This window comes from Mangrovibacter phragmitis, from assembly GCF_040429585.1.
Classification (GTDB): domain Bacteria; phylum Pseudomonadota; class Gammaproteobacteria; order Enterobacterales; family Enterobacteriaceae; genus Mangrovibacter; species Mangrovibacter phragmitis.
This window is the reverse complement of sequence record NZ_CP134782.1, coordinates 2,581,722-2,605,251: the sequence shown is the minus strand read 5'-3', so window position 1 is coordinate 2,605,251 and position 23,530 is coordinate 2,581,722. Positions and strand designations below refer to the sequence as shown.

21 protein-coding genes are annotated in these 23,530 nt (G+C 50.2%); 6 read left to right on the top strand and 15 right to left on the bottom strand.

Going from position 1 to position 23,530, the window contains the following annotated elements:
• Positions 1–130: 130 nt before the first annotated feature.
• Positions 131–1,138, top strand: a complete 1,008-nt coding sequence (yejK, locus tag MPHASIOC01_RS12555; RefSeq protein WP_064595110.1) for a nucleoid-associated protein YejK — start codon at positions 131–133, stop codon at positions 1,136–1,138.
• Between the two features lie 84 nt (positions 1,139–1,222).
• Here the strand turns inward: yejK and rplY are convergent, their stop codons facing one another.
• Both rplY and MPHASIOC01_RS12545 read right to left on the bottom strand, forming a co-directional pair.
• Positions 1,223–1,504: a 50S ribosomal protein L25 gene (rplY, locus tag MPHASIOC01_RS12550; RefSeq protein WP_064595108.1), complete on the bottom strand. Its 282-nt coding sequence runs from the start codon at positions 1,502–1,504 to the stop codon at positions 1,223–1,225.
• Between the two features lie 199 nt (positions 1,505–1,703).
• Positions 1,704–3,464, bottom strand: a complete 1,761-nt coding sequence (locus MPHASIOC01_RS12545; protein ID WP_353614760.1) for a DEAD/DEAH box helicase family protein — start codon at positions 3,462–3,464, stop codon at positions 1,704–1,706.
• 200 nt (positions 3,465–3,664) lie between these two features.
• Between MPHASIOC01_RS12545 and rsuA the strand changes: the two genes are divergently transcribed.
• The 3 genes from rsuA (at position 3,665) to MPHASIOC01_RS12530 (ending at position 6,307) form a co-directional block, all read left to right on the top strand.
• Positions 3,665–4,372, top strand: coding sequence for a 16S rRNA pseudouridine(516) synthase RsuA (gene rsuA, locus MPHASIOC01_RS12540; RefSeq protein WP_353614759.1), 708 nt, complete (start codon positions 3,665–3,667; stop codon positions 4,370–4,372).
• Positions 4,373–4,445: 73 nt separating this feature from the next.
• Positions 4,446–5,585 carry a Bcr/CflA family multidrug efflux MFS transporter gene (locus MPHASIOC01_RS12535; RefSeq protein WP_064595556.1) on the top strand — a complete coding sequence of 380 codons (1,140 nt, stop codon included), beginning with the start codon at positions 4,446–4,448 and terminating at the stop codon, positions 5,583–5,585.
• 380 nt (positions 5,586–5,965) lie between these two features.
• A complete protein-coding gene (locus MPHASIOC01_RS12530) occupies positions 5,966–6,307 on the top strand; it encodes a YejG family protein (RefSeq protein WP_064595103.1) in 342 nt (113 codons plus the stop codon).
• Here MPHASIOC01_RS12530 and yejF read toward each other — a convergent pair.
• The 9 genes from yejF to MPHASIOC01_RS12485 form a co-directional block, all read right to left on the bottom strand.
• Positions 6,296–7,906, bottom strand: a complete 1,611-nt coding sequence (yejF, locus tag MPHASIOC01_RS12525) for a microcin C ABC transporter ATP-binding protein YejF (protein WP_353614757.1) — start codon at positions 7,904–7,906, stop codon at positions 6,296–6,298. The genes MPHASIOC01_RS12530 and yejF overlap by 12 nt on opposite strands.
• Position 7,907: 1 nt before the next feature.
• The gene (locus MPHASIOC01_RS12520) at positions 7,908–8,930 is read right to left on the bottom strand and encodes an ABC transporter permease (protein ID WP_064595099.1); all 1,023 of its coding nucleotides are present in this window, start codon (positions 8,928–8,930) and stop codon (positions 7,908–7,910) included.
• A complete protein-coding gene (locus MPHASIOC01_RS12515) occupies positions 8,930–10,027 on the bottom strand; it encodes a microcin C ABC transporter permease YejB (RefSeq protein WP_353614756.1) in 1,098 nt (365 codons plus the stop codon). The genes MPHASIOC01_RS12520 and MPHASIOC01_RS12515 overlap by 1 nt, the downstream gene beginning before the upstream one ends.
• Before the next feature lie 12 nt (positions 10,028–10,039).
• Positions 10,040–11,848, bottom strand: a complete 1,809-nt coding sequence (locus tag MPHASIOC01_RS12510) for an extracellular solute-binding protein (protein WP_353614755.1) — start codon at positions 11,846–11,848, stop codon at positions 10,040–10,042.
• A gap of 116 nt (positions 11,849–11,964) precedes the next feature.
• Positions 11,965–13,533 (bottom strand): cyclic di-GMP phosphodiesterase, encoded by a 1,569-nt coding sequence (locus MPHASIOC01_RS12505; RefSeq protein WP_405027774.1) that lies wholly within the window; start codon positions 13,531–13,533, stop codon positions 11,965–11,967.
• A gap of 167 nt (positions 13,534–13,700) precedes the next feature.
• Positions 13,701–14,270: a bifunctional murein DD-endopeptidase/murein LD-carboxypeptidase gene (mepS, locus tag MPHASIOC01_RS12500; RefSeq protein ID WP_064595093.1), complete on the bottom strand. Its 570-nt coding sequence runs from the start codon at positions 14,268–14,270 to the stop codon at positions 13,701–13,703.
• Between the two features lie 419 nt (positions 14,271–14,689).
• On the bottom strand, positions 14,690–15,406 hold the full coding sequence (locus tag MPHASIOC01_RS12495; protein ID WP_064595091.1) for a phosphatase PAP2 family protein: 717 nt from the start codon (positions 15,404–15,406) through the stop codon (positions 14,690–14,692).
• Positions 15,407–15,448: 42 nt separating this feature from the next.
• Entirely contained in the window at positions 15,449–16,438 is a 990-nt protein-coding gene (locus MPHASIOC01_RS12490) for a GTP-binding protein (RefSeq protein WP_064595088.1), read from the bottom strand.
• A 194-nt stretch (positions 16,439–16,632) separates the two neighbouring features.
• Entirely contained in the window at positions 16,633–18,102 is a 1,470-nt protein-coding gene (locus MPHASIOC01_RS12485; RefSeq protein ID WP_064595086.1) for a mannitol dehydrogenase family protein, read from the bottom strand.
• Positions 18,103–18,303: 201 nt separating this feature from the next.
• On the opposite strand from MPHASIOC01_RS12485, the gene uxuA reads away from it, so the two are divergent.
• Positions 18,304–19,494, top strand: coding sequence for a mannonate dehydratase (uxuA, locus tag MPHASIOC01_RS12480; protein ID WP_064595084.1), 1,191 nt, complete (start codon positions 18,304–18,306; stop codon positions 19,492–19,494).
• A 201-nt stretch (positions 19,495–19,695) separates the two neighbouring features.
• Here uxuA and yeiP read toward each other — a convergent pair whose 3' ends face one another.
• Complete coding sequence (gene yeiP / locus MPHASIOC01_RS12475; protein ID WP_036111555.1) at positions 19,696–20,268, bottom strand: elongation factor P-like protein YeiP; 573 nt, start codon at positions 20,266–20,268, stop codon at positions 19,696–19,698.
• Positions 20,269–20,451: 183 nt separating this feature from the next.
• Between yeiP and MPHASIOC01_RS12470 the strand changes: the two genes are divergently transcribed.
• Positions 20,452–20,706 (top strand): YkgJ family cysteine cluster protein, encoded by a 255-nt coding sequence (locus tag MPHASIOC01_RS12470; protein ID WP_064595082.1) that lies wholly within the window; start codon positions 20,452–20,454, stop codon positions 20,704–20,706.
• A 29-nt stretch (positions 20,707–20,735) separates the two neighbouring features.
• Here MPHASIOC01_RS12470 and lptG read toward each other — a convergent pair whose 3' ends face one another.
• From lptG to MPHASIOC01_RS12455, 3 genes are read right to left on the bottom strand one after another with little or no spacing between them, the layout of a single operon-like run.
• Positions 20,736–21,815, bottom strand: a complete 1,080-nt coding sequence (gene lptG, locus MPHASIOC01_RS12465) for an LPS export ABC transporter permease LptG (protein ID WP_353614754.1) — start codon at positions 21,813–21,815, stop codon at positions 20,736–20,738.
• Positions 21,812–22,882, bottom strand: a complete 1,071-nt coding sequence (lptF, locus tag MPHASIOC01_RS12460; RefSeq protein ID WP_064595077.1) for an LPS export ABC transporter permease LptF — start codon at positions 22,880–22,882, stop codon at positions 21,812–21,814. The genes lptG and lptF overlap by 4 nt, the downstream gene beginning before the upstream one ends.
• Positions 22,883–22,914: 32 nt before the next feature.
• A complete protein-coding gene (locus MPHASIOC01_RS12455; protein ID WP_353614753.1) occupies positions 22,915–23,514 on the bottom strand; it encodes a YtfJ family protein in 600 nt (199 codons plus the stop codon).
• Positions 23,515–23,530 lie beyond the last annotated feature (16 nt).

The following is a 23,530-nucleotide window of genomic DNA, read 5'->3' as shown; positions in this document are numbered from 1 at the left end:
AATCAGTATCATTCAGTTTTATTAAAGTGCGTCATATTACCGTAATGACGTCAGGTTTTCCGCATTTTTATCTGAGGTTGCACCGGGGCGAGACTGGTGATTGAATACCGCCTTTAAAGGAGAGTGTACCATGAGTCTGGATATCGACCAGTTAGCTTTACATCAACTGATAAAGCGTGATGAACAAAATCTCGAGCTGGTGTTGCGCGACACACTGCTCGAACCGGCAGGCGTCGTGGTCGACATGATGGCGGAACTGCATCGGGTATATAGCGCGAAAAGCAAAGCCTATGGCCTGTTTTCGCCAGAAAGCGAGCTGGCTGTCGCTTTGCAAAATTGCCGTAAAGGCGAAGATGATTTTCTGGCCTTCAGCCGCGCCGCAACCGGTCGCCTGCGTGATGAGCTGGGCAAATACCCGTTTGCCGATGGCGGTATCGTTCTGTTTTGCCAGTATCGTTATCTGGCGGTGGAGTATTTGTTAGTCGCTGTGCTGAATAACCTCAGCAGTATGCGGGTAAATGAACAGTTAGATCTGAGCACCACGCATTATCTGGATATTAATCATGCCGATATCGTGGCGCGTATTGATCTCACCGAATGGGAAACCAACCCGGAATCCAAACGCTACCTGACTTTCCTGAAAGGGCGGGTAGGGCGTAAAGTTTCTGACTTCTTTATGGATTTCCTGGGTGCCAGTGAAGGCCTGGATACTAAAGCGCAAAACCGCGGCCTGCTTCAGGCAGTGGAAGATTACGCAGCGCAAGGAGAACTCGATAAAAGCGAGCGGCAGAATGTGCGCCAGCAGGTTTACACCTACTGTAACGAGCAACTGCAATCGGGTGAAGAAATTGCGCTTTCGGCGCTGGCAGGTGAAATCCCGGTGTTGGGCGAGCAAAACTTTCAGTCTTTTGCTGAAACACAAGGGTACGAACTGGAAGAAACTTTCCCGGCAGATCGCAGTACACTAAAACAACTGACCAAATTTGCGGGTAGTGGCGGCGGGTTGACGATTAACTTCGATGCTATGTTATTAGGGGAACGTGTATTCTGGGACCCGGCAACGGATACGTTGACAATTAAAGGCACTCCTCCAAATTTGCGCGACCAGTTACAGCGCCGGACATCTGGCGGTAACTAAGCATTGCGGCCTCAGGTGGGGCCGCACAAATGACAGACAATAAAAAACGCCGCTTAAGCGGCGTTTTTTATTTGAAGCGAACGATTAAGCGCGAACGAAATCGATGTGCATCAGTTTCGGCTTGAACGGGTGACGTTGCATAGCCTGAGCTTTTACGTTCACTTCTTTGCCTTCGATAACCAGAGTCAGTACTTCGTAGAACTCAGGTTTGGACTGCAGGTTCATAACCTGGTCGTGGTCCAGTTCGATAGCAACAGGCGCTTCAGTCCCGCCGTAAACGATGGCCGGGAACTTGTTCGCTGTGCGCAGGCGGCGGCTCGCACCCTTACCCTGCTCTTTACGTACTTCTGCATTGATAGTTAACATCACAATCTCTCTATAGTAGACCTGCAACAGGCGACCCAGTAGCAGGTAAATATTCAGCTTTTACGGATGCAAAAGCGGGCGGCATTATAGCGGGTAATCTGCCAACGGGCAATAAAGCGTTAGCGCCACTTTCTTTACTATTACCTGGTGGGCTGCTATCTCTGCTCTGTTGTATATGTAAATGCTTACCCTGCGGGTATCAGCCACGCAATTCATTAGCGCGGCGGAAACGGCCTTCATAATCAAAAATCTTTTCGCGTACTTGCCAGAATTGCCCCTGTTTGCGTGCGACGACAAAATCCGGATGGCGCAGCATGCCTTGCTGCGCAATGATTGACTCCGGCGTTGACCATGAAAATGCCACACCAGGTGCGCGCTGATGCGGACGCAGGAACAGGTGTTCGAAAGCGGTTCGCTGCGCGGAGGTATTCAGACGAAAGCGCTCACTCACATCTGCACCGTCCTCATCGTAGTAAGTGATTTTCAGCCATGGCCCTTTGGCGTCGGACCCACCTGCCAGAACCATGCCCGAACAGCGTAATACCAGTGCGTCTTTTAAACGCAATGCGGCTTTTAACATATCATCGGGGTCAACCAGTACTGTTTCGCAGGCATGACAGCGCCGGGCCGCAATATCATTTTCAGCGTGGCAATTGGGGCAGTTTTTAAAGCGAAAACGGAAATCACACTGTTCTCTGTTGCCTTCGTCATCCTCCAGCCAGCCCTGGCAGCGCCTGCCAAAATGCTCAATCAGTGTGCCATCCTGGGCGGTTTTCCCCCAAAAGGTATTGGCAAAGCCGCAGGACGGGCAAAACACCTGAACGGGAACATTGTCACTGGCTTTTTTCACCTGGCCTACCTCGGGAGTATAGAGGTCGTGGGGATTACCGGCATAATCCAGAATCAGGCACGAAGTTTTGCCCGGAGAAAGGCGCAAACCCCGGCCAACGATTTGTTGGTAAAGACTCACTGATTCTGTCGGCCGCAAAATAGCGATGAGGTCAACATGCGGGGCATCGAACCCTGTGGTCAGCACTGAAACATTCACCAGAAAACGCAGCTTTTGTTGTTTGAAATCCTGAATTAACTGGTCGCGTTCACGAGCAGGCGTATCACCGGTGACCAGAGCGGCCTCACCTTCGGGCAACAGCGCAGTGATTTCTTTTGCATGTTCGACAGTGGCGGCAAAAATCATGGCCGCACAGCGCCTGGCGGCAAAATCGATAATCTGACGGATGATTTGCGGGGTAACACGTTTTTGTTTTTTCAGCTCAGCATTGATATCCGCTTCACTGAATAAACCATTACTCTGTGCCTGCAACTGACTAAAATCATAACTGACCACGGGCATGTCCATGCGCTCTGGCGGTGTCAGGTAGCCGTGTTTAATCATGTAGCGTAATGGCAGTTCATAAATACAGTCGCGGAAAAATGCCTGGTCGTCGCCGCGCACCATACCATGGTAATGGTACTGGTAAATCCAGCCCTTACCCAGGCGAAATGGCGTAGCTGTGAGCCCGAGCAGGCGCAGTGACGGGTTATGGCTGCGCAAATGCGCCAGCAGTTGTTGATACTGGCTACCCTGGGCGTCACTAATACGGTGGCACTCATCAATGATAACCAGAGAGAAGGCGTCATTGAAGGCTTCAGGATGGCGGGCAACCGACTGAATGCTGCCAAACACCACTTTGCCCTGGCTCTGTTTGCGCAACAACCCGGCAGAAAAAATATCTGCACTCAGGCCCAGCGCCTCGTATTTGGCGTGGTTTTGCTCCACCAGCTCTTTTACATGCGCTAACACCAAAACCCGGCCTTTCGCCAGGCGAGCTAATGCGGCAATCACCAGGCTTTTGCCTGCGCCTGTAGGTAACACAATAACTGCCGGGGATGTATGGTGGCGGAAATATTGCACAGTGGCATCGACGGCTTCTTGTTGATACGGACGCAGTATAAAAGACATAACGTTGTGAAGGTAATAACCTGCCTGTAAGAGAAAACGTGTAAATTATGCCATGATTTTCGCACAAACTTATTTTTGCCTTGTGACCAGACTGCGTGTCGTTATACTTGCGCACTGGTTCTCTTATCGACACCGGCATCCACTACAGTAAATACGATACTACTGTAATCAGGGCACGGTATGACAGGCAGTGAAATCCCATGAGACTTGATAAATTCCTTTCCCATCAGCTTGGCATCAGCCGGGCGATTGCATGCCGTGAAATTCGTGGTGGCAACGTTACGGTGGATGACGAGGTTGTGAAAGACAGCGCATTTAAACTGAAGCCAGAACATCAGGTGGCCTACGATGGCACCCCGCTGGCGCAACAACATGGCCCGCGTTACTTTATGCTGAATAAGCCCCAGGGCTATGTGTGTTCTACGGATGACCCGGATCACCCAACTATTCTGTATTTCATTGATGAACCAGCGGCTCATAAGCTGCACGCAGCTGGCCGGCTGGATATTGACACCACGGGTCTGGTGTTACTGACGGATGACGGGCAGTGGTCACACCGTATTACCTCGCCGCGTCACCATTGTTCAAAAACCTACCGGGTTACCCTGGAGTCTCCGGTTGATGAATCGCTGGTTAGTGTGTTTGCTGATGGCATTCAGCTACATAACGAAAAAGACCTGACAAAACCGGCTATCCTGGAAATCCTGGGGCCGACAGATGTGCGCCTGACTATCAGTGAGGGCCGCTATCATCAGGTTAAACGCATGTTTGCTGCCGTGGGAAACCATGTTGAAGCTCTGCACCGCGAACGGATTGGTGGCATTGAACTGGACTGCCAACTGGAAGAAGGTGAATATCGCCCATTAACGGCAGATGAAGTGGCCAGTATTGGCCTGCCAGTAACCTGATTAAGGAACGGATTACGTGTCGTCCCCCCAGCGCTCCTCAGTAAGTATTGTGTTTATTCTTGGTCTGCTGGCAATGTTAATGCCGCTTTCCATTGATATGTATCTGCCTGCATTACCCGTGATAACCAACCAGTTTGGTGTCTCTGCTGGCAGTACGCAAATGACACTCAGTACCTATATTTTTGGGTTTGCGGTGGGGCAGTTGCTGTATGGCCCGATGGCCGACAGTCTGGGGCGTAAGCCTGTTATTCTGGGGGGAACCCTGGTTTTCGCTTGTGCTGCTATTGCCTGTGCCTTGTCGCAGTCGGTTGAACAACTGATTTTTATGCGTTTTTTGCACGGCCTTTCAGCTGCTGCCGCCAGTGTTGTGATTAATGCGCTAATGCGCGATATCTACCCTCGGGAAGAGTTTTCCCGCATGATGTCGTTTGTCATGTTAGTTACCACTATTGCACCACTGGTTGCCCCTATCGCCGGGGGGCTGGTGCTGGTTTGGTTTGGCTGGCAGAGTATTTTCTGGATACTGGCGGGCCTCGCCTTGCTTGCCAGTGTCATGATCCTCTTGTTGATTTCCGAAACCTTGCCTCCCGAGCGCCGCCAGCGTTTTCGTCTGGCTACCACTCTGACTAACTTTGCAGCCTTGTTTCGTCACCGTCAGGTGCTTTGTTACATGCTTGCCAGTGGGTTCAGTTTTGCCGGGTTATTTGCCTTTTTGACCACCGGTCCGTTTGTTTACATTGAACTCAATCATGTGCGCCCGGAGCATTTTGGTTACTACTTTGCGCTGAATATAGTGTTCCTGTTTATGATGACGGCAATCAACAGTCGTTGCGTACGGCGCTTTGGTGTAACTGCACTGTTTCGTTTCGGGTTGTGTGTACAGTTTTTGATGGCGATTTGGCTGGTGGGAAGTAGTTTGTTTGGGCTTGGTTTCTGGGCTATGGTGCTTGGTGTGGCTGTATATATTGGGTGCGTTTCAATGGTATCCTCGAATGCCATGGCCGCTATTCTTGATGCTTTTCCTCATATGGCTGGAACGGCCTCTTCCCTTGCCGGAACGTTTCGTTTCGGAATTGGTGCATTGGTTGGAGCCCTGTTATCTCTCACGACGATGAACACGGCCTGGCCCATGGTGGCAGCAATCAGTTCTTGTGCCGCCGCATCGTTATTTTTCTACCTCATTGCCCGGCGCAAACATCGTCATTCTTCCTGAACACGCCTTTTGTGCCCTTGCCGGTTTGGGCCGGCAAGTGGCGGTTTAGCACAAAACATCCATTTTATCGCTTTGTTTTTTAATCTATGTCAACCCTCCGGCTGGCAGAATTATGCATATTTGTTTAAATTATGTAAAAATTGATTGTGCAAAAAGTCACAGATTTGTAGTGAAAATGGTTGTAATGACGGAAAGAAAAGGTTACATATAGCCCGAAAATGTGATCTGTCGCTAAAAATAACCACTGGATAATAAGGTGGTAACCTGGAAAGCGATTTTCAGGAGCCTTTTTCTATTCTGATAAGAAGCAATCTAGCAACAATGTATTAACCTTTAAGTAAAAATCATGCGGTTTTTATTGTGACTTCCGGGGACAAACAGTGAATACGTTACAACATTCTATCGTCAGCCGTTTACCACAGGGCTATCAATGGTCCGCAGGTTTCGCTGGCTCAAAAGTTGAACCGATTCCGCAAAATGGCCTGGCGGGAGAGGATAACCTTGTCGGCCTCAAACTGCTCAGCCATGATGGAGAGAAAGCCTGGCCTGTGATGTACAAATTAAGCCAGGCACTGAATGACATTGCACTGGAGTGCTGTGTTGTTGAGTGTGAAGGCGAGCCTTGTCTGTTTGTCAATCAACAGGATGAGTTCGCAGCAACCTGCCGCCTGAAAAATTTTGGTGTGGCGATTGCCGAACCCTTTTGTGAATTACCTCGCTGAAGAACCGGGGGGGCGCACCGCCATTAACTGGCGTGTGTAGTCCTGTTGTGGGTTGGTAAACACTTGCCGGCTCTCGCCTTGTTCAACCACTTCTCCCGCCCGTAACACCACCACCTGATGGCAGAGTGAACGGACTACCTGCAAATCATGACTGATAAAAATATACGCCAGCTTATGGCGTGCCTGCAGGTCTTTTAACAAGGCCAGAATTTGCGACTGCACAGAGCGGTCAAGGGATGAGGTGGGTTCATCCAGCACAATCAGCGAAGGCTGCAAAATAAGCGCCCGGGCAATGGCAATACGCTGGCGTTGCCCGCCGGAGAATTCAGCCGGGTAGCGATGCCGGGTTGCCGGATCCAGCCCGACTTCTTCCATAGCTGTAATAACCCGCTGTTCACGGGTTGAAGCATCCAGGTGGGGATGGTGAACTTTTAACCCTTCAGCAATGATATCCTGCACATTCAGCCGCGGGTTGAGTGAAGAGTTAGGGTCCTGAAAAACAACCTGAATACGGCGGCGGACGGGTAACAGTTGTTTACGGCTGAGGCCGCTTAATGCCTGGCCGCCAAACACAATGTCTCCCTGGGAATGAATCAGGCGCAAAATAGCCAGCCCGGAAGTACTTTTCCCGGAGCCGGATTCCCCTACCAGGCCCAGGCTTTCCCCCGGGCGTAAAGCAAAAGAGAGCCCCGAGATACCACGATGGTAACCCACAGTGCGGCGCAGAATACCCTTACGGACTGGAAACGATACGTCGAGATTGTTGACCCGGAGCAGTGGTTCGGCAGATTCATCAAGTGGAACGGGCTCACCTTGTGGCCCGGCATTTAATAATTCCTGGGTATAAGGGTGTTGAGGTGAATGAAATAAAATCCGGGCCGCATTGTGTTCGACACAGCGACCGTGGCGCATCACCGCAACATCGTCAGCCAACTGGCGCACAATGCTCAGATCATGGGTGATAAACAACATCCCCATATTAAGTTCCTGGCGCAGGGTATGCAGCAGTTGTAAAATTTGTGCCTGTACAGTGACGTCCAGTGCCGTGGTGGGTTCATCAGCAATTAACAACGCCGGGCGTGTCAGTAACGCCATGGCAATCATTACGCGCTGGCGCTCACCACCGGAAAGCTGATGTGGGTAGTCATTTAACCGTTGCCTGCTGTGGCGAATGCCCACCCGATCCAGACAATCCAGTATTTCTCCCCGGGCAGCCTCTTTACGCATTCCACGGTGCAGTGATAACACTTCATATAATTGTTTTTCCACTGTGTGCAGTGGGTTGAGCGAAACCATCGGCTCCTGAAAGATCATGGCAATTTTATTGCCCCGAATCCCTCTCAGTGTGGATTCAGGTGCCCGAAGCAGAGACTGCCCGGCAAACTGAATATCGCCTTCAGGGTAACTGACCGGAGGGGATGGCAACAGGCGTAACACCGACAATGCTGTGACACTTTTCCCGGAACCTGATTCCCCCACCAGAGCGAGAGTCTGCCCGGCATCCAGTTGCAGAGACACCCCTTCAACCACGCGCTGTTCTGTATCATCACGGCGAAAAGCAATGGAAAGGTTCTGTATATCTAGTAAAGGCGTGGACATATCAACCTGCCTTATTTGGGTCGAACGCGTCACGGACTGCTTCGCCTGTAAACACCAGAAGAGACAGCAGCGACGCCAGTACGATAAATGCGGTGATCCCAAGCCAGGGAGCCTGCAGGTTGTTTTTGCCCTGCAACAACAATTCGCCCAATGAAGGCGAGCCAACGGGCAAACCAAAACCCAGAAAATCCAGCGAGGTCAGTGTGGTGATAGAACCACACAGTATAAATGGCACGAAAGTGAGTGTGGCGACCATGGCATTCGGCAGCATATGGCGCCACATAATGGTGCCATCACTCACACCCAAAGCCTGAGCTGCGCGAATGTAATCAAAATTGCGGGTACGCAAAAACTCCGCGCGCACCACCCCGACCAGCCCCATCCAGCCAAATAATACGGTAATGCCAAGCAACCACCAGAAATTTGGCTGTACCACACTGGAAAGCAGAATAATCAGAAACAGGGTTGGCATACCAGACCACACCTCAATCAGCCGCTGGCCCCATAAATCTATACGACCACCGTAATAGCCCTGTACTGCACCAACCATCACGCCAATAACGCTGGAAAACAGTGTCAGCATAATGCCGAAAATGAGTGAAATACGTGTGCCGTAGATAACCCGCGCCAGCACATCACCGCCTGTTGCGTCAGTACCCAGCCAGTTTTGGGCTGAAGGTGGAGAAGGGAAGGGCTGAGTAGTAGCGAAATTAATCGACTGGTTGCCAAAACGAATCGGGGCCCACAAGACCCAACCTTTTTGCGCCAGGCGTGTTGCCAGCCAGGGATCCTGGTAATCTGCGGATGTGGGGAATACGCCACCAAAATCCTGCTCGCTGTAGTTTTTAACCACCGGGAAATACCAGTGATTATCGTAATGAACCACCAGGGGTTTATCGTTAGCGATAAGTTCTGCACACAGGCTGATGGCAAACAATACGATAAAAATCCAGAAAGACCAGTAGCCACGGCGGTTATGTTTAAAGCGGCGCCAGCGGGCCTGGTTTAAAGGGCTAAGTGCCATTATTTGCGCCCCTCAAAATCAATGCGTGGGTCGACCAGCGTGTAGGTAATGTCGCTGAGAATATTGAGCAGCAACCCAAGCAAAGTAAAAATATACAGTGTGCCAAACATCACCGGGTAATCCCGCGAAATGGTGGATTCGTAACCCAGCAACCCAAGGCCATTAAGTGAGAACATCACCTCTATCAGTAACGACCCCGTAAAGAACATGCTGATAAAGGTGGCCGGAAAGCCGGCAATAACCAGTAACATGGCATTACGAAACACATGGCGCGAAAGGATTTGCTTTTCACCCAGCCCTTTGGCGCGGGCTGTGACAACATATTGTTTACGGATCTCATCCAGAAAGGCGTTCTTGGTCAGCATAGTCAGCGCTGCAAACCCGCTAATCACTGTCGCCAGCACCGGCAAAGTGATATGCCACAGGTAATCGGCAATTTTTTTATACCAGGGGAGTGTATCGAAATGTGCGGAAACCAGCCCGCGCAACGGGAACCAGTCAAGGTAGCTCCCGCCAGCAAACACCACAATCAGCATAATGGCGAACAAAAATGCCGGAACCGCATACCCAATGATAATCAGCGCGCTGCTCCACACATCAAATGTACTGCCGTTATGCACAGCTTTGCGGATGCCCAACGGGATGGAAACCAGATAAATAATCAGTGTGCTCCACAACCCTAAAGAAACTGAAACCGGCAGACTGTCTTTAATCAGGCTGATAACTGAAGCACTACGGAACAGGCTGTTACCAAAATTGAAGCTCAGGTAGTCTTTGAGCATGTTGAAGTAACGCACATGCAAGGGTTTATCAAAACCATAACGGTGAGTGATTTCAGCAATAATCTCCGGGTCCAGACCGCGCGCCCCGCGGTACTGCCCTTCAGCGGCATTACTGACTCCGGTTGCCCGGTGGGTACTCTCCATCGAGTTATTACTCAGTCCTGGTATTGCACTGGTGTTGCCAAACTGAATGGCCGCGATGGCCTGGTCTACCGGCCCACCTGGCGCTATCTGCACAATGAAAAAATTCAGAGTGATGATGGCCCACAATGTTGGGATAACCAGTAGCAACCGGCGAATCAGGTATGCACCCACAGAGCCGTCTCCTTAGCGTCGTTGTGCCGGCAATGAAGCGGCCTTATTGACGTCATACCACCAGGAATCCAGCCCGACAGAGTAAACAGGCTGAATTTCCGGATGAGAAAATTTATCCCACCATGCTAACTGGCGTGTGGGCATGTACCACATGGGGATCATGTAATAATTCCATGTCAGCACCCGGTCCAGTGCTCGTCCAAGGGTTACCAGCGCGGTTTTATCCCCCTGGTGAGCCACAATATCTGCTGTCAGTTTATCCACCACCGGGTTTGCCACACCCGGGCGGTTCCAGGTTGAATCGATATATTGCGATGCCCACAAAATTTGTAGATCGGAAGAGGGCCAGGGCATGGCCTGGTAATGGGAAGGCAGCATATCAAAATCCCGCTTGCGCAGGCGGTTGGTGAGTTGAGAATTATCAACCTGGCGGATGCTCATCGCTATGCCAAGGCGGCTCAGGTTATGCTGGAATGGCAGTACCCACTGGTCATTACCGCCATTACCCAGCAGTAACTCAAACCGAAAGGGCTCGCCAGTTTTAGTATTCACAAGCTGCTGGTTGCGAATCTCCCAGCCTGCGTCTTTCAGCAGTGCCATCGCTTTGAGCAAATTAGCGCGGTCGAAGCCATCACCTTGTGATTGTGCCGGGTGCCAAATATGAGTGAATAAATCTGGAGGTAGTTGTGCTTTCATTGGTGCCAGCAACGTTAACTCGCTGGCATCCGGGTAGTTGCGAGCTGCGTACTCAGTATTTTCGAAATAGCTGTCTGGCCGGCGGTAAGCGCCGTAAAACAATGCCTTGTTCAACCAGTTGAAATCAAAGGCGAGGCCAATGGCTTCGCGCACCCGGCGGTCACTAAATATTGGCCTTTGTATATTGAATGCCAGCCATTGTGTATCAACAGCGCCCTGGTTGGGCCAGGACTCTTTGCGGATGTAATGTTTGTCGAAGTTGGTGCCGGTGTAGCGCGTCGCCCAGTTTTTCGGGCTGCTTTCACTGCGAAAATCATAGGCACCGGCTTTGAAGGCTTCAAAGGCGACATTGTCGTCCAGATAATAATCATAACGTAATGTGTCAAAGTTAAACCGCCCGCGGTTAACGGGTAAATTTGCGGCCCAGTAGTTTTTTACCCGCGAATAAACAATGTACTGACCCATTTTCCACGCGGTGATTTTATAAGGTCCACCAGAGAGCGGAGGCGTTGATAAAGGGTCGCTCAGCTTGTGGTTTTTCCAGAATGACTCCGGCATAACAGGCAGTGTCAACAGCCCTAACAGCATGTCTTTGGAGGGGGAAGCCAGTTCAATACGCACAGTAAGTGGCGAGATGGCTTTAACTTTTACGCCTTTATAATAAAGGCGAAACTGAGGAACGCCTTCCGTCATAAACTTGTGGAAGGTGAAAGCGACATCGCTGGCGCGCACCGGGGAGCCATCCTGAAACCGGGCCTCCGGGTTTATGGCAATTTCTGCCCAGGCAAAGTTATCCGGGTAACGAGCCTTTTCAGCAATCAGCGGATAGTAACTTCCAGGTTCATCATCAGAGGTGGTAAACAGGCTGTCGTACAGTGAATCTGTACGGATGCCCGGATTGCCGCGCAAGGCAAAACGGTTAAAGTTATCAAATGTGCCAATGGTGGCAAGTGTCATGCTTCCCCCTTTGGGGGCCACAGGGTTTACGTAATCAAAATGCGTAAAATCCACTGCGTATTTGGGTTCACCCAATACAGCAAAAGAATAACTTTCTTCAATTTTGGGAGCGGCATAGCTCAGGTTGGCAATAACCAGTAAACAAGCAGCCAGACAACGCAGCAACATCGTCAGTGAGATCCTTATCAGGCAACCGTCACACAGTAACGGAGCAATATGACACGCAATAAAAACAGCAACCAGACCTCTGCTTTGGCATTTGCGGGCAGAGAGTGTTGACTGTATCACCCGTCAGAGTTCGAGGGTAGTTTACAGTACCATTCATTCAACCGTTGTGCCGACACAGGTCGGCCTAAATAGTACCCCTGCATATAGGTTACACCGCGTTTGGCAAGCCATGCCGCCTGGTCTGCGGTTTCAACACCTTCGGCTACCGTTTCCATTTTCAGGCGTTGGGCCAGATTGAGTACAGCATCCAGTACAGGTGATGTCACGGTTTCCTGCCCAATAGTGCTGATAAATCTTTTATCGATTTTCAGGTAGTCAAAGGGAAAACGTTGCAGATAGATAAGCGCGGAATGGCCAGTACCAAAGTCATCGACCGCAATGTCAAAACCTTGTTCGTGTAGCCAGTTGAAACTCTCCAGTACCTCGTCGCCTTCCAGCATGGCGCGCTCTGTCATTTCTAACAATAATTTGAAATAGTTGCCGGGAAGCTGGCTAACAAATTGGGTGATATCACTTTGAAAAGATGCAGCTTTGAGATGTGATGGGGCAAGGTTTATCCCCAGCTTAGCGCCAGCAGGCAGGCATTGCTGTAATACCGGAAGATCTTTGACTATCAGGCTGAATAAATGACGAGTCAGTGGAACAATGAGCCCCTGAGCTTCAGCATATTGGATGAAGACATCAGGAGGAATAGGGCCAACAGCCGGGTGATGCCAGCGCATCAGTGCTTCTACACCTTTAACATGTTGATGCTGTGTATCCAGAACTGGTTGGTAAACGACAGAAAACTGGTGGCGCTTAATACCCGCCAGGATCTCACGACCTGAACTCATCCGTATTGTTAAATAATAGAAGCACAATAACGTACTCAGAATTCCGGCGGCCAGCCCGGCCAGCAGGGAAAACTGAATTAACTGGGGTTGCCAGTGAGGAGCAAAAACCAGCAGTTTGACTGGAAAATCCTGCAGGGTGCGTTGCAAACGGGGATTACCTAATTGTGTTACCGGGGTGACCTGCCCGGTGTAAATATCAATGGCTACCTGACGTACGGCGAGAGCAATTCCGGAGACACCGTCTTCCTGCGCACTGAACAATAAATAAGGGGGAATATTCAGGTTGATGGTTGTAATAATGCCATTACCCGGGTGGTGCGGGTCTGCCAGCCAAAATGCCAGAGCCGGTTTGCCGGGCATTAACGGGGTTTCCGGTAAAATCGCCAGATCCCGGCGTTTGCTGATATCAATTTCAGGCACCAGTTTCGCCAGTGGATAGGACATTTTCCCGGTCGCAGAGGAACATACTGCTGTGTAGTCTTTCACCAGCAACGCTGCACGCACATGGAGTTTAAAGGCTGCAGAGCTGGTGAGTTCCGGAGTAACACGCTCGCATGGCTGTTGTGCCAGTGGGAATAATTTATATGATGAATCCTGTAAATCGGCTGTATAGCTGTAAATATAGTGGCTGAAATTATTAGCAAGTGTATCGAGCCGGCTCATGCGTTGAAAATGTGTTATCGCCAGCACCAGGGCGCTGATACAAATGGCTACCACGACTCCCAGGAGTGAACTTGTGGCAAGGTTTTTTCCTTGTTCAGGGAAAAAATGCAGTTTATTGGAGGGAGACACCACAGTCACAAAACCCCATTGCTACGGCTACCAGCCGGTGCAGTTATTTTTATTGTGTTAAGAATAAAACAGTCTGGAGAGAATGGGGAGTAACTAAATGAAAAAACGCCGCTTTGGGCGGCGTTTTTAACAATCTCAGCTTCGCATTATCAAGGGATTAAAAATGTTTAGCTGCGGGTCAGTACACGTCTCGCTTCGTTATACCGCCTTTTCCAGTAGGGGTCATCCAGGTTGGAAATCATCACACCACTGGAAGTGGAAGCGTGAACGAACTGATTATTACCAATATAAATACCGACATGACGGCCCGTAGAGCCTGCCCTGAACAGGACTAAATCACCGGTTCGCAGTGCGTTTTTCGCTACATGTTTGCCAGTGGTTTCTTGCTCATAAGTGGAGCGAGGCAGTTCAAGACCAAATTGTTCCCGGAAAGTGCGCTGAACAAAAGCAGAGCAATCAATACCGCGTTTGGTGTCACCACCCAGACGGTAACGAACACCTTTCCAGTCTGCGTATTGATCCATCAGACGGGATTTGATGTCGAGGTTTTGCACCATCTGTTCAAATTCGTCCTGAGAAGCTTGCAGTAAATAACTGTCTTTTTCGCCAACTGCATGCGTCTCAGTACGCATATTTTTCGCGCTATTCGTTGCGCTACATGCTGAAAGCAAAATCGCCACAGCAACGGCGGGTAACACCCGCGAGATATATCTCAAGATCGGTTGAGACTTGACCATATTGTTTATTATCCCTTGATGTCCTTAGCGACAGAGCCGCTAGAAAAATGCCAAACGTGACGAGACTAATTAGCAATCTGTACAACAACAATACTTTCTGGATAAAAATGTGGCAAAACGCACAATTTTATTCGTGTGAAGCGTTTGCATAACACGTTGCACAGAATATTCCCGAGAGTACCCGATCAAAAAAGACATAGCGAGTCATTTTGCACAGAATTTTATAAGAAATTGTGATGTTTTGTCGTGTTGAATGGATGTGGTTAAATAATGACCATTCAGAAAAGAGGGATAGCAATACCATGAATCAAAAGAAAAAAAGCGAAAGGGAGAAAACAACTGAGTAACCAGTTTGAATTAAGTTGCGCCATCAGAAATAGCAATATAACTAATAGCGCAACTTATTGGGCGTTTTTCAATCAATTGTTAGCCGGATGTTTATTTTTACCCGGCAGGCGTAAATTAAACCAGTTAACCAGTTTGTCACTCAGCGGGGTTAATAAACACCAGGGTAAGCCAACAAGTACCACGGTTAATGAGCCCACAAAAACATCAGTGAACCAGTGTGCGCCAATCATCATCCGTGGCAGTGAGAACACGACGAAGATAACCAGAGAAATAGCGAACGCCCGTACGCTGAAATAACGCAACATAAAGCCACAGAAAATAAGTAGCATCATACCGTGGTCGCCAGGAAAGCTGTCCTTTGAGGCATCTTTGGTTGGAAAAGGCAACAACTCGCTGACGCGAACCGTATCGGTAAAGACCAGAGACGGGCTACGGCGTTGTAAATGGAGTAGATTTTGCCCTAACTGGTTGAGCACAACCGCAGTCAGCAGCATAACAAGTCCAATAATTACAATGCGGCGGCGCCCATAAGCGGATTCTGCCCGCCAGTAATGCAGCATTACCAGCCCCATACACAGTAGTGAGCAGGCATCAAACGCACGATTATTGGTAATGGCAACCAGCCACAAGAATGTGTGGTTTTCAACAATCAGCCGGTTGAAAAAGTGGTATAAACCACTATCAATGGGGAACCAGAACCCGTGAGAAGGAGGCAGATACCAGGAAAAAAACAGCGCGAAACCCAGCAGGTTCATCACCAGAATGGGTAATAAGTAAGTACGTTTCATAAATATTCAGGTAATAATTTCTTTTGACAATAACTTTCCAGGCTACACCTGTATGGTTAAACGTAACCTCAACAAGCTTGTTTGCAGGGCATTCCAGTCGGTTTCCTGTGCCGTAATCATTTCAACCCGGCTGTCCGGTGGGGCAACTGCCTGGGTTTCAATATGCAAATCCAGGCCCTGGCGGTTAATGCGCACCAGACCTTCCTGAATGCGGAAAATCCCTTTTACCCGCTCCACCGGTGCAAGGCGGGCCCACTCGAGAATTCCGGTGGTATCAAAGACTGTGTCGGCATCGAAAATCCACCCGCAGGCCGTATACCCCTGGCCCTGGTTAAGCAGACGGCGCCAGCGTTGATGGTCAGGCAGAGATAGTGCGGCCAGCCCAGCCGCAAGGGCGGCATGCTGGTGGCGGTGTGCTGCACTTTCCGGGGGCAGGGTATCGTGGGTCCGGGGGGTATCCACCAGGGTTGGTTCTATCTCGCCTTGTGAGCAATGCACCAGTAAACGGCCATTACTCTGTTCAGCCCACCATGCATCCAGAGCCGCTTGCGCCGTGGCATCTGACCGGTCCTGCTTATTGGCGACAATAATATCGGCGGCTGCCAGTTGGTCTCGAAAATTTTCGTTCCCGCGTACTTTTTCATCAGCCAGTTGGCGTGGGTCAAGCAGGCAAAAACTGGCCTGGAGAGTAATCCAGGGTTCATATACTGGTGCCGTCAGCATGGTCAGAATCTGCCGTGGGTGACCCAGTCCGGTTGGCTCAATCAGTAATCTGTCAGGTTTGTACTGGCGTAATAATGTGTTCAGCCCCACCTGCATGGGCAGGCCATTCACACAGCACATGCATCCGCCGGGGATCTCCTTTAAGAGCGCGCCACGGTCAGACAGCAACGCACCATCAATACCAATTTCACCAAATTCATTCACCAGCACCGCCCATTTTTCATTTTCTGGTTTGTTTGCCAGCAAATGAAGAATGGTGGTGGTTTTACCGCTGCCAAGAAAGCCGGTAATCAGATTGGTTTTTGTCACATCTTCTCCCTGTACGAACAAAAGCCATAACCAGAAGCAGGCTCTGGTGATGTCATTGACCGTCAAATAGGCTGTCTGTACCTGGGGGAAGGGGTGTTGCAGGCAACACGTTTTTCCTGTTTTCCCCCAGGAATAAAGAAAAACGTGTTGATCATGGCGAAAAAAACGAATGAAGTGAAGATCTATCTGTGCGGTTAATCACCCGCAAGAAGTGCGGCAACCGCGCCATGAGCCCCTTTACTTGCCAGTAACTGCCAGGCCTGTTCAATCCGGCGGGTAAATTCAGCGTTATTTGCTAAATCGTCGCCAAAGATAGCGGTCAGTGAAAGCAGTGCGGCTACCCGGTTTTCCATAGTACTTTGTTGGACTTTTTGCTGAATGATATCGGCCAGAGGATCTTTTACTTCAATGGACTTTCCTGCGTCATCGACACCACTGACAAAACGCATCCAGCCAGCCACACCCAAAGCAAGGCAAGGCCAGGGCGTGCCCTGGTTAAGATGCCAGCGAATACTGTCCAGCATACGTTGTGGCAACTTCTGGCTGCCATCCATTGCAATTTGCCATGTACGATGGTGCAGCGCCGGGTTGCTGAACCGCGTAATTAACTGGCTGGCATAGTCGGCTAAATCAACCCCGGTAATGCGCAGTGTGGGAGCCTGTTCTTCCAGCATCAACTTTAATGCAGCTGTGCGAAATGCCGCATCTTCCATACACTCATTCACATACGGGTATCCGGCGACATAGCCCAGCCAGGCCAGGAAAGAGTGGCTGCCATTGAGCATGCGCAGTTTCATTTCTTCCCAGGGCAGAACATCACTCACCATTTGCACACCGGCGCTTTCCCATTGCGGGCGACCAGCCACAAAATTATCTTCAACCACCCACTGGATAAAGGGTTCACAGCTTATCGCACAGGGGTCTGGCACACCCAGCAGGTCGGCAATTTCTTTAAGGCTTTCCTCAGTGGCTGCGGGAACAATACGGTCAACCATGGTTGAAGGGAAGGTAACATGCTGTTCAATCCAGTCTGCCAGCGCACTGTCCCGCTTCTTTGCCATACCCAGCACAGCATGCTTAACGATATGCCCATTTTCGGGAATGTTATCGCACGACAGTACAGTAAATGGCGGCAGACCACGCGCACGGCGGCGGTACAGTGCTTCAACCAATAAACCGGGAGCAGAGTGGGGTTCATGAGGGTTAGCTAAGTCGTGCACAATCCGGCTGTTCGCGATATCCAGTTTTCCTGTCGCCGGGTCGATACAGTAGCCTTTTTCGGTAATTGTCAGCGAGGCAATGGCAACCTGAGGTTCGCAAAATTTCTCAATAATGGCTTCGATACCATCAAGTTTTGCGTTCAGGCATTCATTCACGGCGCCGATAACAATAGGCTGATTCCCGTCCGGCCCTTTTTCCAGCACAGTGAACAGGTGATCCTGCTCGCGTAATGCCTGCATCATAATGTCGCCACTGAACAGGCTGATTTCCGCAATTCCCCAGTCTCCACCACTCTGGTTAAGCACCCGGTCGGTCAGCAATGCCTGGTGCGCACGGTGAAAGGCCCCAAAACCTAAATGCACAATGCGCGATGCCAGAGCTGTGCGGTCATACTGAGGAAGCTGAACAAAAGCGGGAAGGGAAACGGATGCGACAGTTGCCATAACAGAATCCTGTTTAACGATTAATTAACATCTCTAGTCTAAAGTTATATGACAACAAATGAAATTGGCATACCGCAAAATTCAGGTGGATTGTGAACTGGATCAATTCTTGACATGGCATGTCATTGACTCTGCCAGTCAGGCATGTATGGTAGTAGTCAAAATGAAATTGGTATAACAGCTTAAACTGAGGTATCTGTCATGGAACAAACCTGGCGTTGGTATGGACCGAATGATCCTGTATCGCTGGATGATGTGCGTCAGGCAGGCGCAACAGGCGTTGTCACAGCTCTGCACCACATTCCAAATGGCCAGGTCTGGCCGGTGGAAGAGATTAAGGCTCGCCAGGCATTACTGGCGGAAAAAGGGCTGACATGGTCTGTCGTGGAAAGTATTCCGGTGCACGAAGACATTAAAACCCACACGGGTCAGTATGATACCTGGATTGCAAATTATCAGCAGAGTATTCGCAACCTGGGGGAATGTGGGATAGATACGGTGTGCTATAACTTCATGCCGATACTGGACTGGACCCGTACCGACCTGGCTTACACGCTGCCAGATGGCTCGAAGGCACTGCGGTTTGACCAAATCGCTTTTGCGGCTTTTGAATTGTGTATCCTTAAACGCCCCGGAGCAGCAGCCGATTACACTGCAGAAGAACAAAACCAGGCTCAGGATTATTTCGCGGCGATGTCACAAGACGACATCGACCTGCTGACCCGCAATATCATTGCTGGTTTGCCTGGCGCAGAAGAAGGCTACACTCTGGACCAGTTCCGTGCCCGCCTGGCGGAATACGATGGCATTGATAAAGCGCGTTTGCGCGAACATATGGCGTATTTCCTGAAGGCGATTGTGCCGGTAGCAGAAGCCAGTGGTGTGCGCCTTGCTGTGCACCCGGATGATCCGCCGCGTCCCATTCTCGGCCTGCCGCGTATTGTGTCAACTATCGAAGATATGCAGTGGATGAAAGACACCGTAGACAGCATTAACAACGGTTTCACTATGTGCACTGGTTCTTATGGTGTCCGTGCGGATAACGATTTGGTGACTATGGTTGAAACCTTTGCTGACCGTATTCACTTTACTCACTTGCGCGCGACCTGTCGCGAGGACAACCCGAAAACCTTCCATGAAGGGGCGCACTTGCAGGGCGATGTCGATATGGTTGGCGTGGTGCACGCCATTCTGAAAGAAGAGCAACGCCGTGTGGCTGCGGGTGATAAACGGGCTATTCCAATGCGCCCTGATCACGGCCACCAGATGCTTGATGACCTGCGTAAAAAAACTAACCCAGGTTACTCGGCTATTGGCCGCTTAAAAGGCCTGGCTGAAGTGCGTGGTGTTGAGCTGGCACTGAAAAAAACCTTATTCCCTGACCTGCTCTGATAAAACGCAGGCGGGTTGTGTTCAAACTCGCCATGCTGTTTTTGGGTGAAGATGCGCGCCGTGCCTTTTTGGCCCGGCGCGTTTTTTGTGCTGCGCTGAACGAAAGTGTAGAAAAACACTGCCGCAGGGCAGTGCTTTTCTTTTTCTGTTCGGGAGCCAGAAGCTACCCGAAGAGGCAGAACCGGTAAATAACGCCTCGCGTTAGTCTGCCCGGCCCATATAGCGGCGTTCAGCAATATGAATACGGATTTTATCGCCGTTACCTAAATACTCAGGAACCTGAATGGTCAGGCCGGTAACCATCGTTGCGGGTTTAGTGCGGGCACTGGCAGAAGCCCCTTTGATCCCAGGCGTAGTTTCAACAATTTCCATATCGACAGTTTGCGGCAGTTCAAGCGCCAGTACCTGGCCATCCCAGGTCAGAACCTGAATTCCCGGGATCCCGCCTTCTGGAATAAACAGCAGTTCTTCTTCAATTTGTTCTTTATTGAAGATGTATGGCGTGTAGTCTTCGTCATCCATAAACACATATTCGTTGCCATCAATATAGGAAAAGTTAACGGCACGGCGGCTAAGTGTAATGGTGTCCAGCAGGTCATCGCCTTTGAAACGTTCTTCAACTTTCAGGCCAGTACGGACATCGGAGAAACGCATTTTATACAGTGTTGCAGCACCGCGCGCACTGGGTGCCTGAATATCAATATCTTTCACTAACAGCAGCTTGCCGTTGTAATTCACAGCCATACCGCGTTTGATTTCATTCGCTCTTGCCATGGGGCTATCCTGTCTGGTCGTCCTGGCGGGCCAGGGTTGATTAAAATATCGCGACACGTTACTCGCGCCCTGGGTTTCAGGCAAGTGGAATTCGCCATATATGTGCTGTAATGGCTGCTGGAGGGATTTCTCTTATTGCCATCGGCTGGTAGAGTAGCGGGCCAGTATAAAAAGAGAATGACTATGCATTGCCGCCCAGACTGTGGAGCCTGTTGTACCGCGCCCTCAATTAGCAGCCCCATTCCTGGCATGCCTGATGGCAAACCGGCGAACGTGAGGTGTATCCAGTTATCTGAGGATAACCGCTGTAACATCTTTGGTTCCGATTTGCGCCCGGCCGTTTGCGCGAGCCTGCAACCGTCCTTAGAGATGTGCTCCACCAACCGCGAAGCCGCAATGACCTGGCTGATAAACCTTGAGCAGGCAACCGCTCCCTGATAGCGGGAACGCCAGAAGCGCTGAAAATGTTAATGGCGTTTATCAAATCGCCAGACTAAGCCCAGAGCCACAAGCAGCAGTACCACAGGCAGAGAAAGGGTGGTGAACTGAACATTGAGTGACAGCAATAACCCTAAATTGACAGCAATCTGGTAGGCAATGTAGGTTAGCAGGCCAACGACCACACCCAAAGCCAGGCGGCTGCTTAACCCGGGTTCACGCGCATTACCAAAGGTGAAGGGTACGGCCAGCAGGATCATTGCCAGAATTAATATTGGGCGGCCCAGCTTTTGCCACAGCGCAATTCTGAACTCCATGCTCGGTTGCCCACTGCCCTGCAAATACTTAATGTACCGGTTTAGCTGAACAATAGAGAAACTGTCGCCGGGCATGGTTAGTTCAGCGAGGCTCATGCCGGTAAAGACAGAATGCCAATGCAGTGAGTCTGTAGTCTTCACACTCTCTTTATCACCACTCCAGGTTTTTTGGTAAACCTGGTGCAGTGTCCATGTGTGTTTGTCGTCAATCGTGGCTGTCCTGGCATAAATATAAGATTGCAAAGACAGGTCCGGCTGGTAATAGAAAATTTCGATGCCCTGCGGGTTATTGTGTTCATCCAGTGATTTTACTGTTACAAATTCATTGCCATTTCTGGCCCACAGTTCATTACCGGCATTGTCGGTTTTGCCCGAGTGCGCCAGCGCCGCATCTTTAAGACGCAATGCGTATTGCTGCAACGGGGATGCCACCCACTCATCAAGAGCGGCAAATGTGACCGTCAGCATCAGCCCTGCGCACAGAATAACACGGGCTATTTGCATAATTGACACGCCCGCCACGCGTATAGCGGTTAACTCCAGGCTTTTCGATAGCTGCCCAAGGCCGATTATCCCACCAAAAAGCGCGACAAAAGGCCCCAGGTCGATAAGCGTGCGTGGCAGCGTCATCAATGTAACCCACAGCGCCTGAGTCCAGAGGTAGCCACCAGGAGTAACATCTTCCAGCTCGTTAATCAGGTTGAATGTGGTAAACAACGGAATTAACAACCCGGCGGCGGCAGCGAATCCGATAAAGACATTGCGGATTAAAAAGCGGCTGAAAATGTTCATCGGGATTTTTTCTTCAGCAAAGAGAATTCAGAAGCAAGCAACGCCAGCAGCCCGAATAACATAATTAACGGCACCGACCACATACCGGGAACGCCAGGAATTGAACCATTCGCAATCAACGTACGGCAAATATTACTGCCGTAGAAAATCGCGGCAAATAAAATCGTCAGCGGTAACAGGGTGGCAAAACGCCCCTGGCGGGGCCGGGTTCTGCTTAATGGTATTGCCAGCAACACCATTAGTAGTGTGCTTAACCCACGGCTTTCGCGCCATTGCAGTTCGGCATAATCTGCGGAGTCAGATGAGCGTGCCAGTTGTGCCACAGAAGCGGCTTTTCGCCTTACATCCAGGCTCTGAACCACAGGCTTCAGAGTCACTCGCAGGTTGTGGTACACCATTTTCCTGTCATCCTGCCCGCTTCTGTCCAGAACATAGCCGGTACCATTGTGCAGCATTACAGCGGGGTGTTGTGGCGATGGGTCAATTACATCAACTGACCCGGCTTTATAGATACTGGTTTTGTTCGGCGAAGAGGTATAAATCAGTGCATCAGTAAGGTGGTTGTGCGTTGCGTCTATCTTCGTTGCCAGCACCATTCTGCCATCACTGTTGGTATTAAACTTATTGGCCTGTAAATGGCTGACATCCAGCTCTGACTGGGACTGCTGTTCTAACTGGTAAATTTGCCCATAGGCCCAGGGGCGACCGTATAACGAAATAAAGGTAACAAGGATACCCAGTGGGATAGCCAGGACCAGAATTGCCCGGTAGATTCGCATTGGGCTGGAGCCTGCGGCCAGGATAGCGGTGATTTCTGAATCGGTGTACATCTGTCCAAGCGCCACAGATACCGCAACATACAGCCCAACAGGTAGCAGCATTTCCAGGGCTATCAGCACCTTGTAACAAACAACATTGAAAACAACTTCCAATGCCAGCGTGCCATTCGCCGCGTCCGTCAGGTAACGTTGTGCGGAAAAACAGGCAAACATGAAGACCAGAAAACACACAATGATAATGGTTAACCGACGAACCTCTGTCAGGATATAACGCTCAATTAAAAACATCGCTTCTGTACACCCTTTATTAACCAATGTGTTTACCGTTCATCAACAAGAGGGATGGCCCTGTTATGATTTTCGTCCGCTATAAGCTGGTGTACCAGAGTTATCACATGTGCTACTTCATCAGGCGTTAGCGCACCATCTTTTGCCCATCGGACCCGGCCAAGGCTATCCAGTACAACGATGGTGGAACTTTCTTCTTTAAGTTGCCAGGCCTTACGGGCCAGGCCATCACTGTCTACAATGAACTGCGCCCAGGGGTAGTTTTTTTTATTTTTTTCTATTTTACCGCGAACAAAAAAACCGGAGCCCGGGATTGCGTCATCAGTGTTTACAATAGTGGTGGGCTGGAAACGGTCTTCAGGGAAGTGAGCGTCTTTAACTGCGTTAATCAGTAGCGAATTCTTCTTTTTTGCGGATTTTCGGCCTGCAATATATTGCATTACCCGTACTTTTCCGGCGAGTTCCGCGCTATCCCAGCGCCTGTAGTTGAAGTCGCCATCTTTGAGGATTAATTCACCCTTTTCGCTAATCATCACCGGAGTAACGGGTTGACCAATAACAAAGTTGTGCGCACAGGCGATTACCGGAAGCAAAAGAAGGAATGGCACTGCCAAAAATTTACCTAAAATCATATCCGCCTCCTTATTA

Excerpts from the sequence above, each read along its gene's own strand:
- MPHASIOC01_RS12485 (WP_064595086.1), bottom strand. The coding sequence starts at position 18,102 with ATGGCAACTGTCGCATCCGTTTCCCTTCCCGCTTTTGTTCAGCTTCCT.
- rsuA (WP_353614759.1), top strand. The coding sequence starts at position 3,665 with ATGAGACTTGATAAATTCCTTTCCCATCAGCTTGGCATCAGCCGGGCG.
- yejK (WP_064595110.1), top strand. The coding sequence starts at position 131 with ATGAGTCTGGATATCGACCAGTTAGCTTTACATCAACTGATAAAGCGT.
- lptF (WP_064595077.1), bottom strand. The coding sequence starts at position 22,882 with ATGTTTTTAATTGAGCGTTATATCCTGACAGAGGTTCGTCGGTTAACC.
- lptG (WP_353614754.1), bottom strand. The coding sequence starts at position 21,815 with ATGAACATTTTCAGCCGCTTTTTAATCCGCAATGTCTTTATCGGATTC.
- uxuA (WP_064595084.1), top strand. The coding sequence starts at position 18,304 with ATGGAACAAACCTGGCGTTGGTATGGACCGAATGATCCTGTATCGCTG.
- MPHASIOC01_RS12535 (WP_064595556.1), top strand. The coding sequence starts at position 4,446 with ATGTTAATGCCGCTTTCCATTGATATGTATCTGCCTGCATTACCCGTG.
- yeiP (WP_036111555.1), bottom strand. The coding sequence starts at position 20,268 with ATGGCAAGAGCGAATGAAATCAAACGCGGTATGGCTGTGAATTACAAC.
- MPHASIOC01_RS12545 (WP_353614760.1), bottom strand. The coding sequence starts at position 3,464 with ATGTCTTTTATACTGCGTCCGTATCAACAAGAAGCCGTCGATGCCACT.
- MPHASIOC01_RS12520 (WP_064595099.1), bottom strand. The coding sequence starts at position 8,930 with ATGGCACTTAGCCCTTTAAACCAGGCCCGCTGGCGCCGCTTTAAACAT.
- rplY (WP_064595108.1), bottom strand. The coding sequence starts at position 1,504 with ATGTTAACTATCAATGCAGAAGTACGTAAAGAGCAGGGTAAGGGTGCG.
- yejF (WP_353614757.1), bottom strand. The coding sequence starts at position 7,906 with ATGTCCACGCCTTTACTAGATATACAGAACCTTTCCATTGCTTTTCGC.
- MPHASIOC01_RS12495 (WP_064595091.1), bottom strand. The coding sequence starts at position 15,406 with ATGAAACGTACTTACTTATTACCCATTCTGGTGATGAACCTGCTGGGT.
- mepS (WP_064595093.1), bottom strand. The coding sequence starts at position 14,270 with ATGGTCAAGTCTCAACCGATCTTGAGATATATCTCGCGGGTGTTACCC.
- MPHASIOC01_RS12455 (WP_353614753.1), bottom strand. The coding sequence starts at position 23,514 with ATGATTTTAGGTAAATTTTTGGCAGTGCCATTCCTTCTTTTGCTTCCG.
- MPHASIOC01_RS12470 (WP_064595082.1), top strand. The coding sequence starts at position 20,452 with ATGCATTGCCGCCCAGACTGTGGAGCCTGTTGTACCGCGCCCTCAATT.
- MPHASIOC01_RS12510 (WP_353614755.1), bottom strand. The coding sequence starts at position 11,848 with ATGTTGCTGCGTTGTCTGGCTGCTTGTTTACTGGTTATTGCCAACCTG.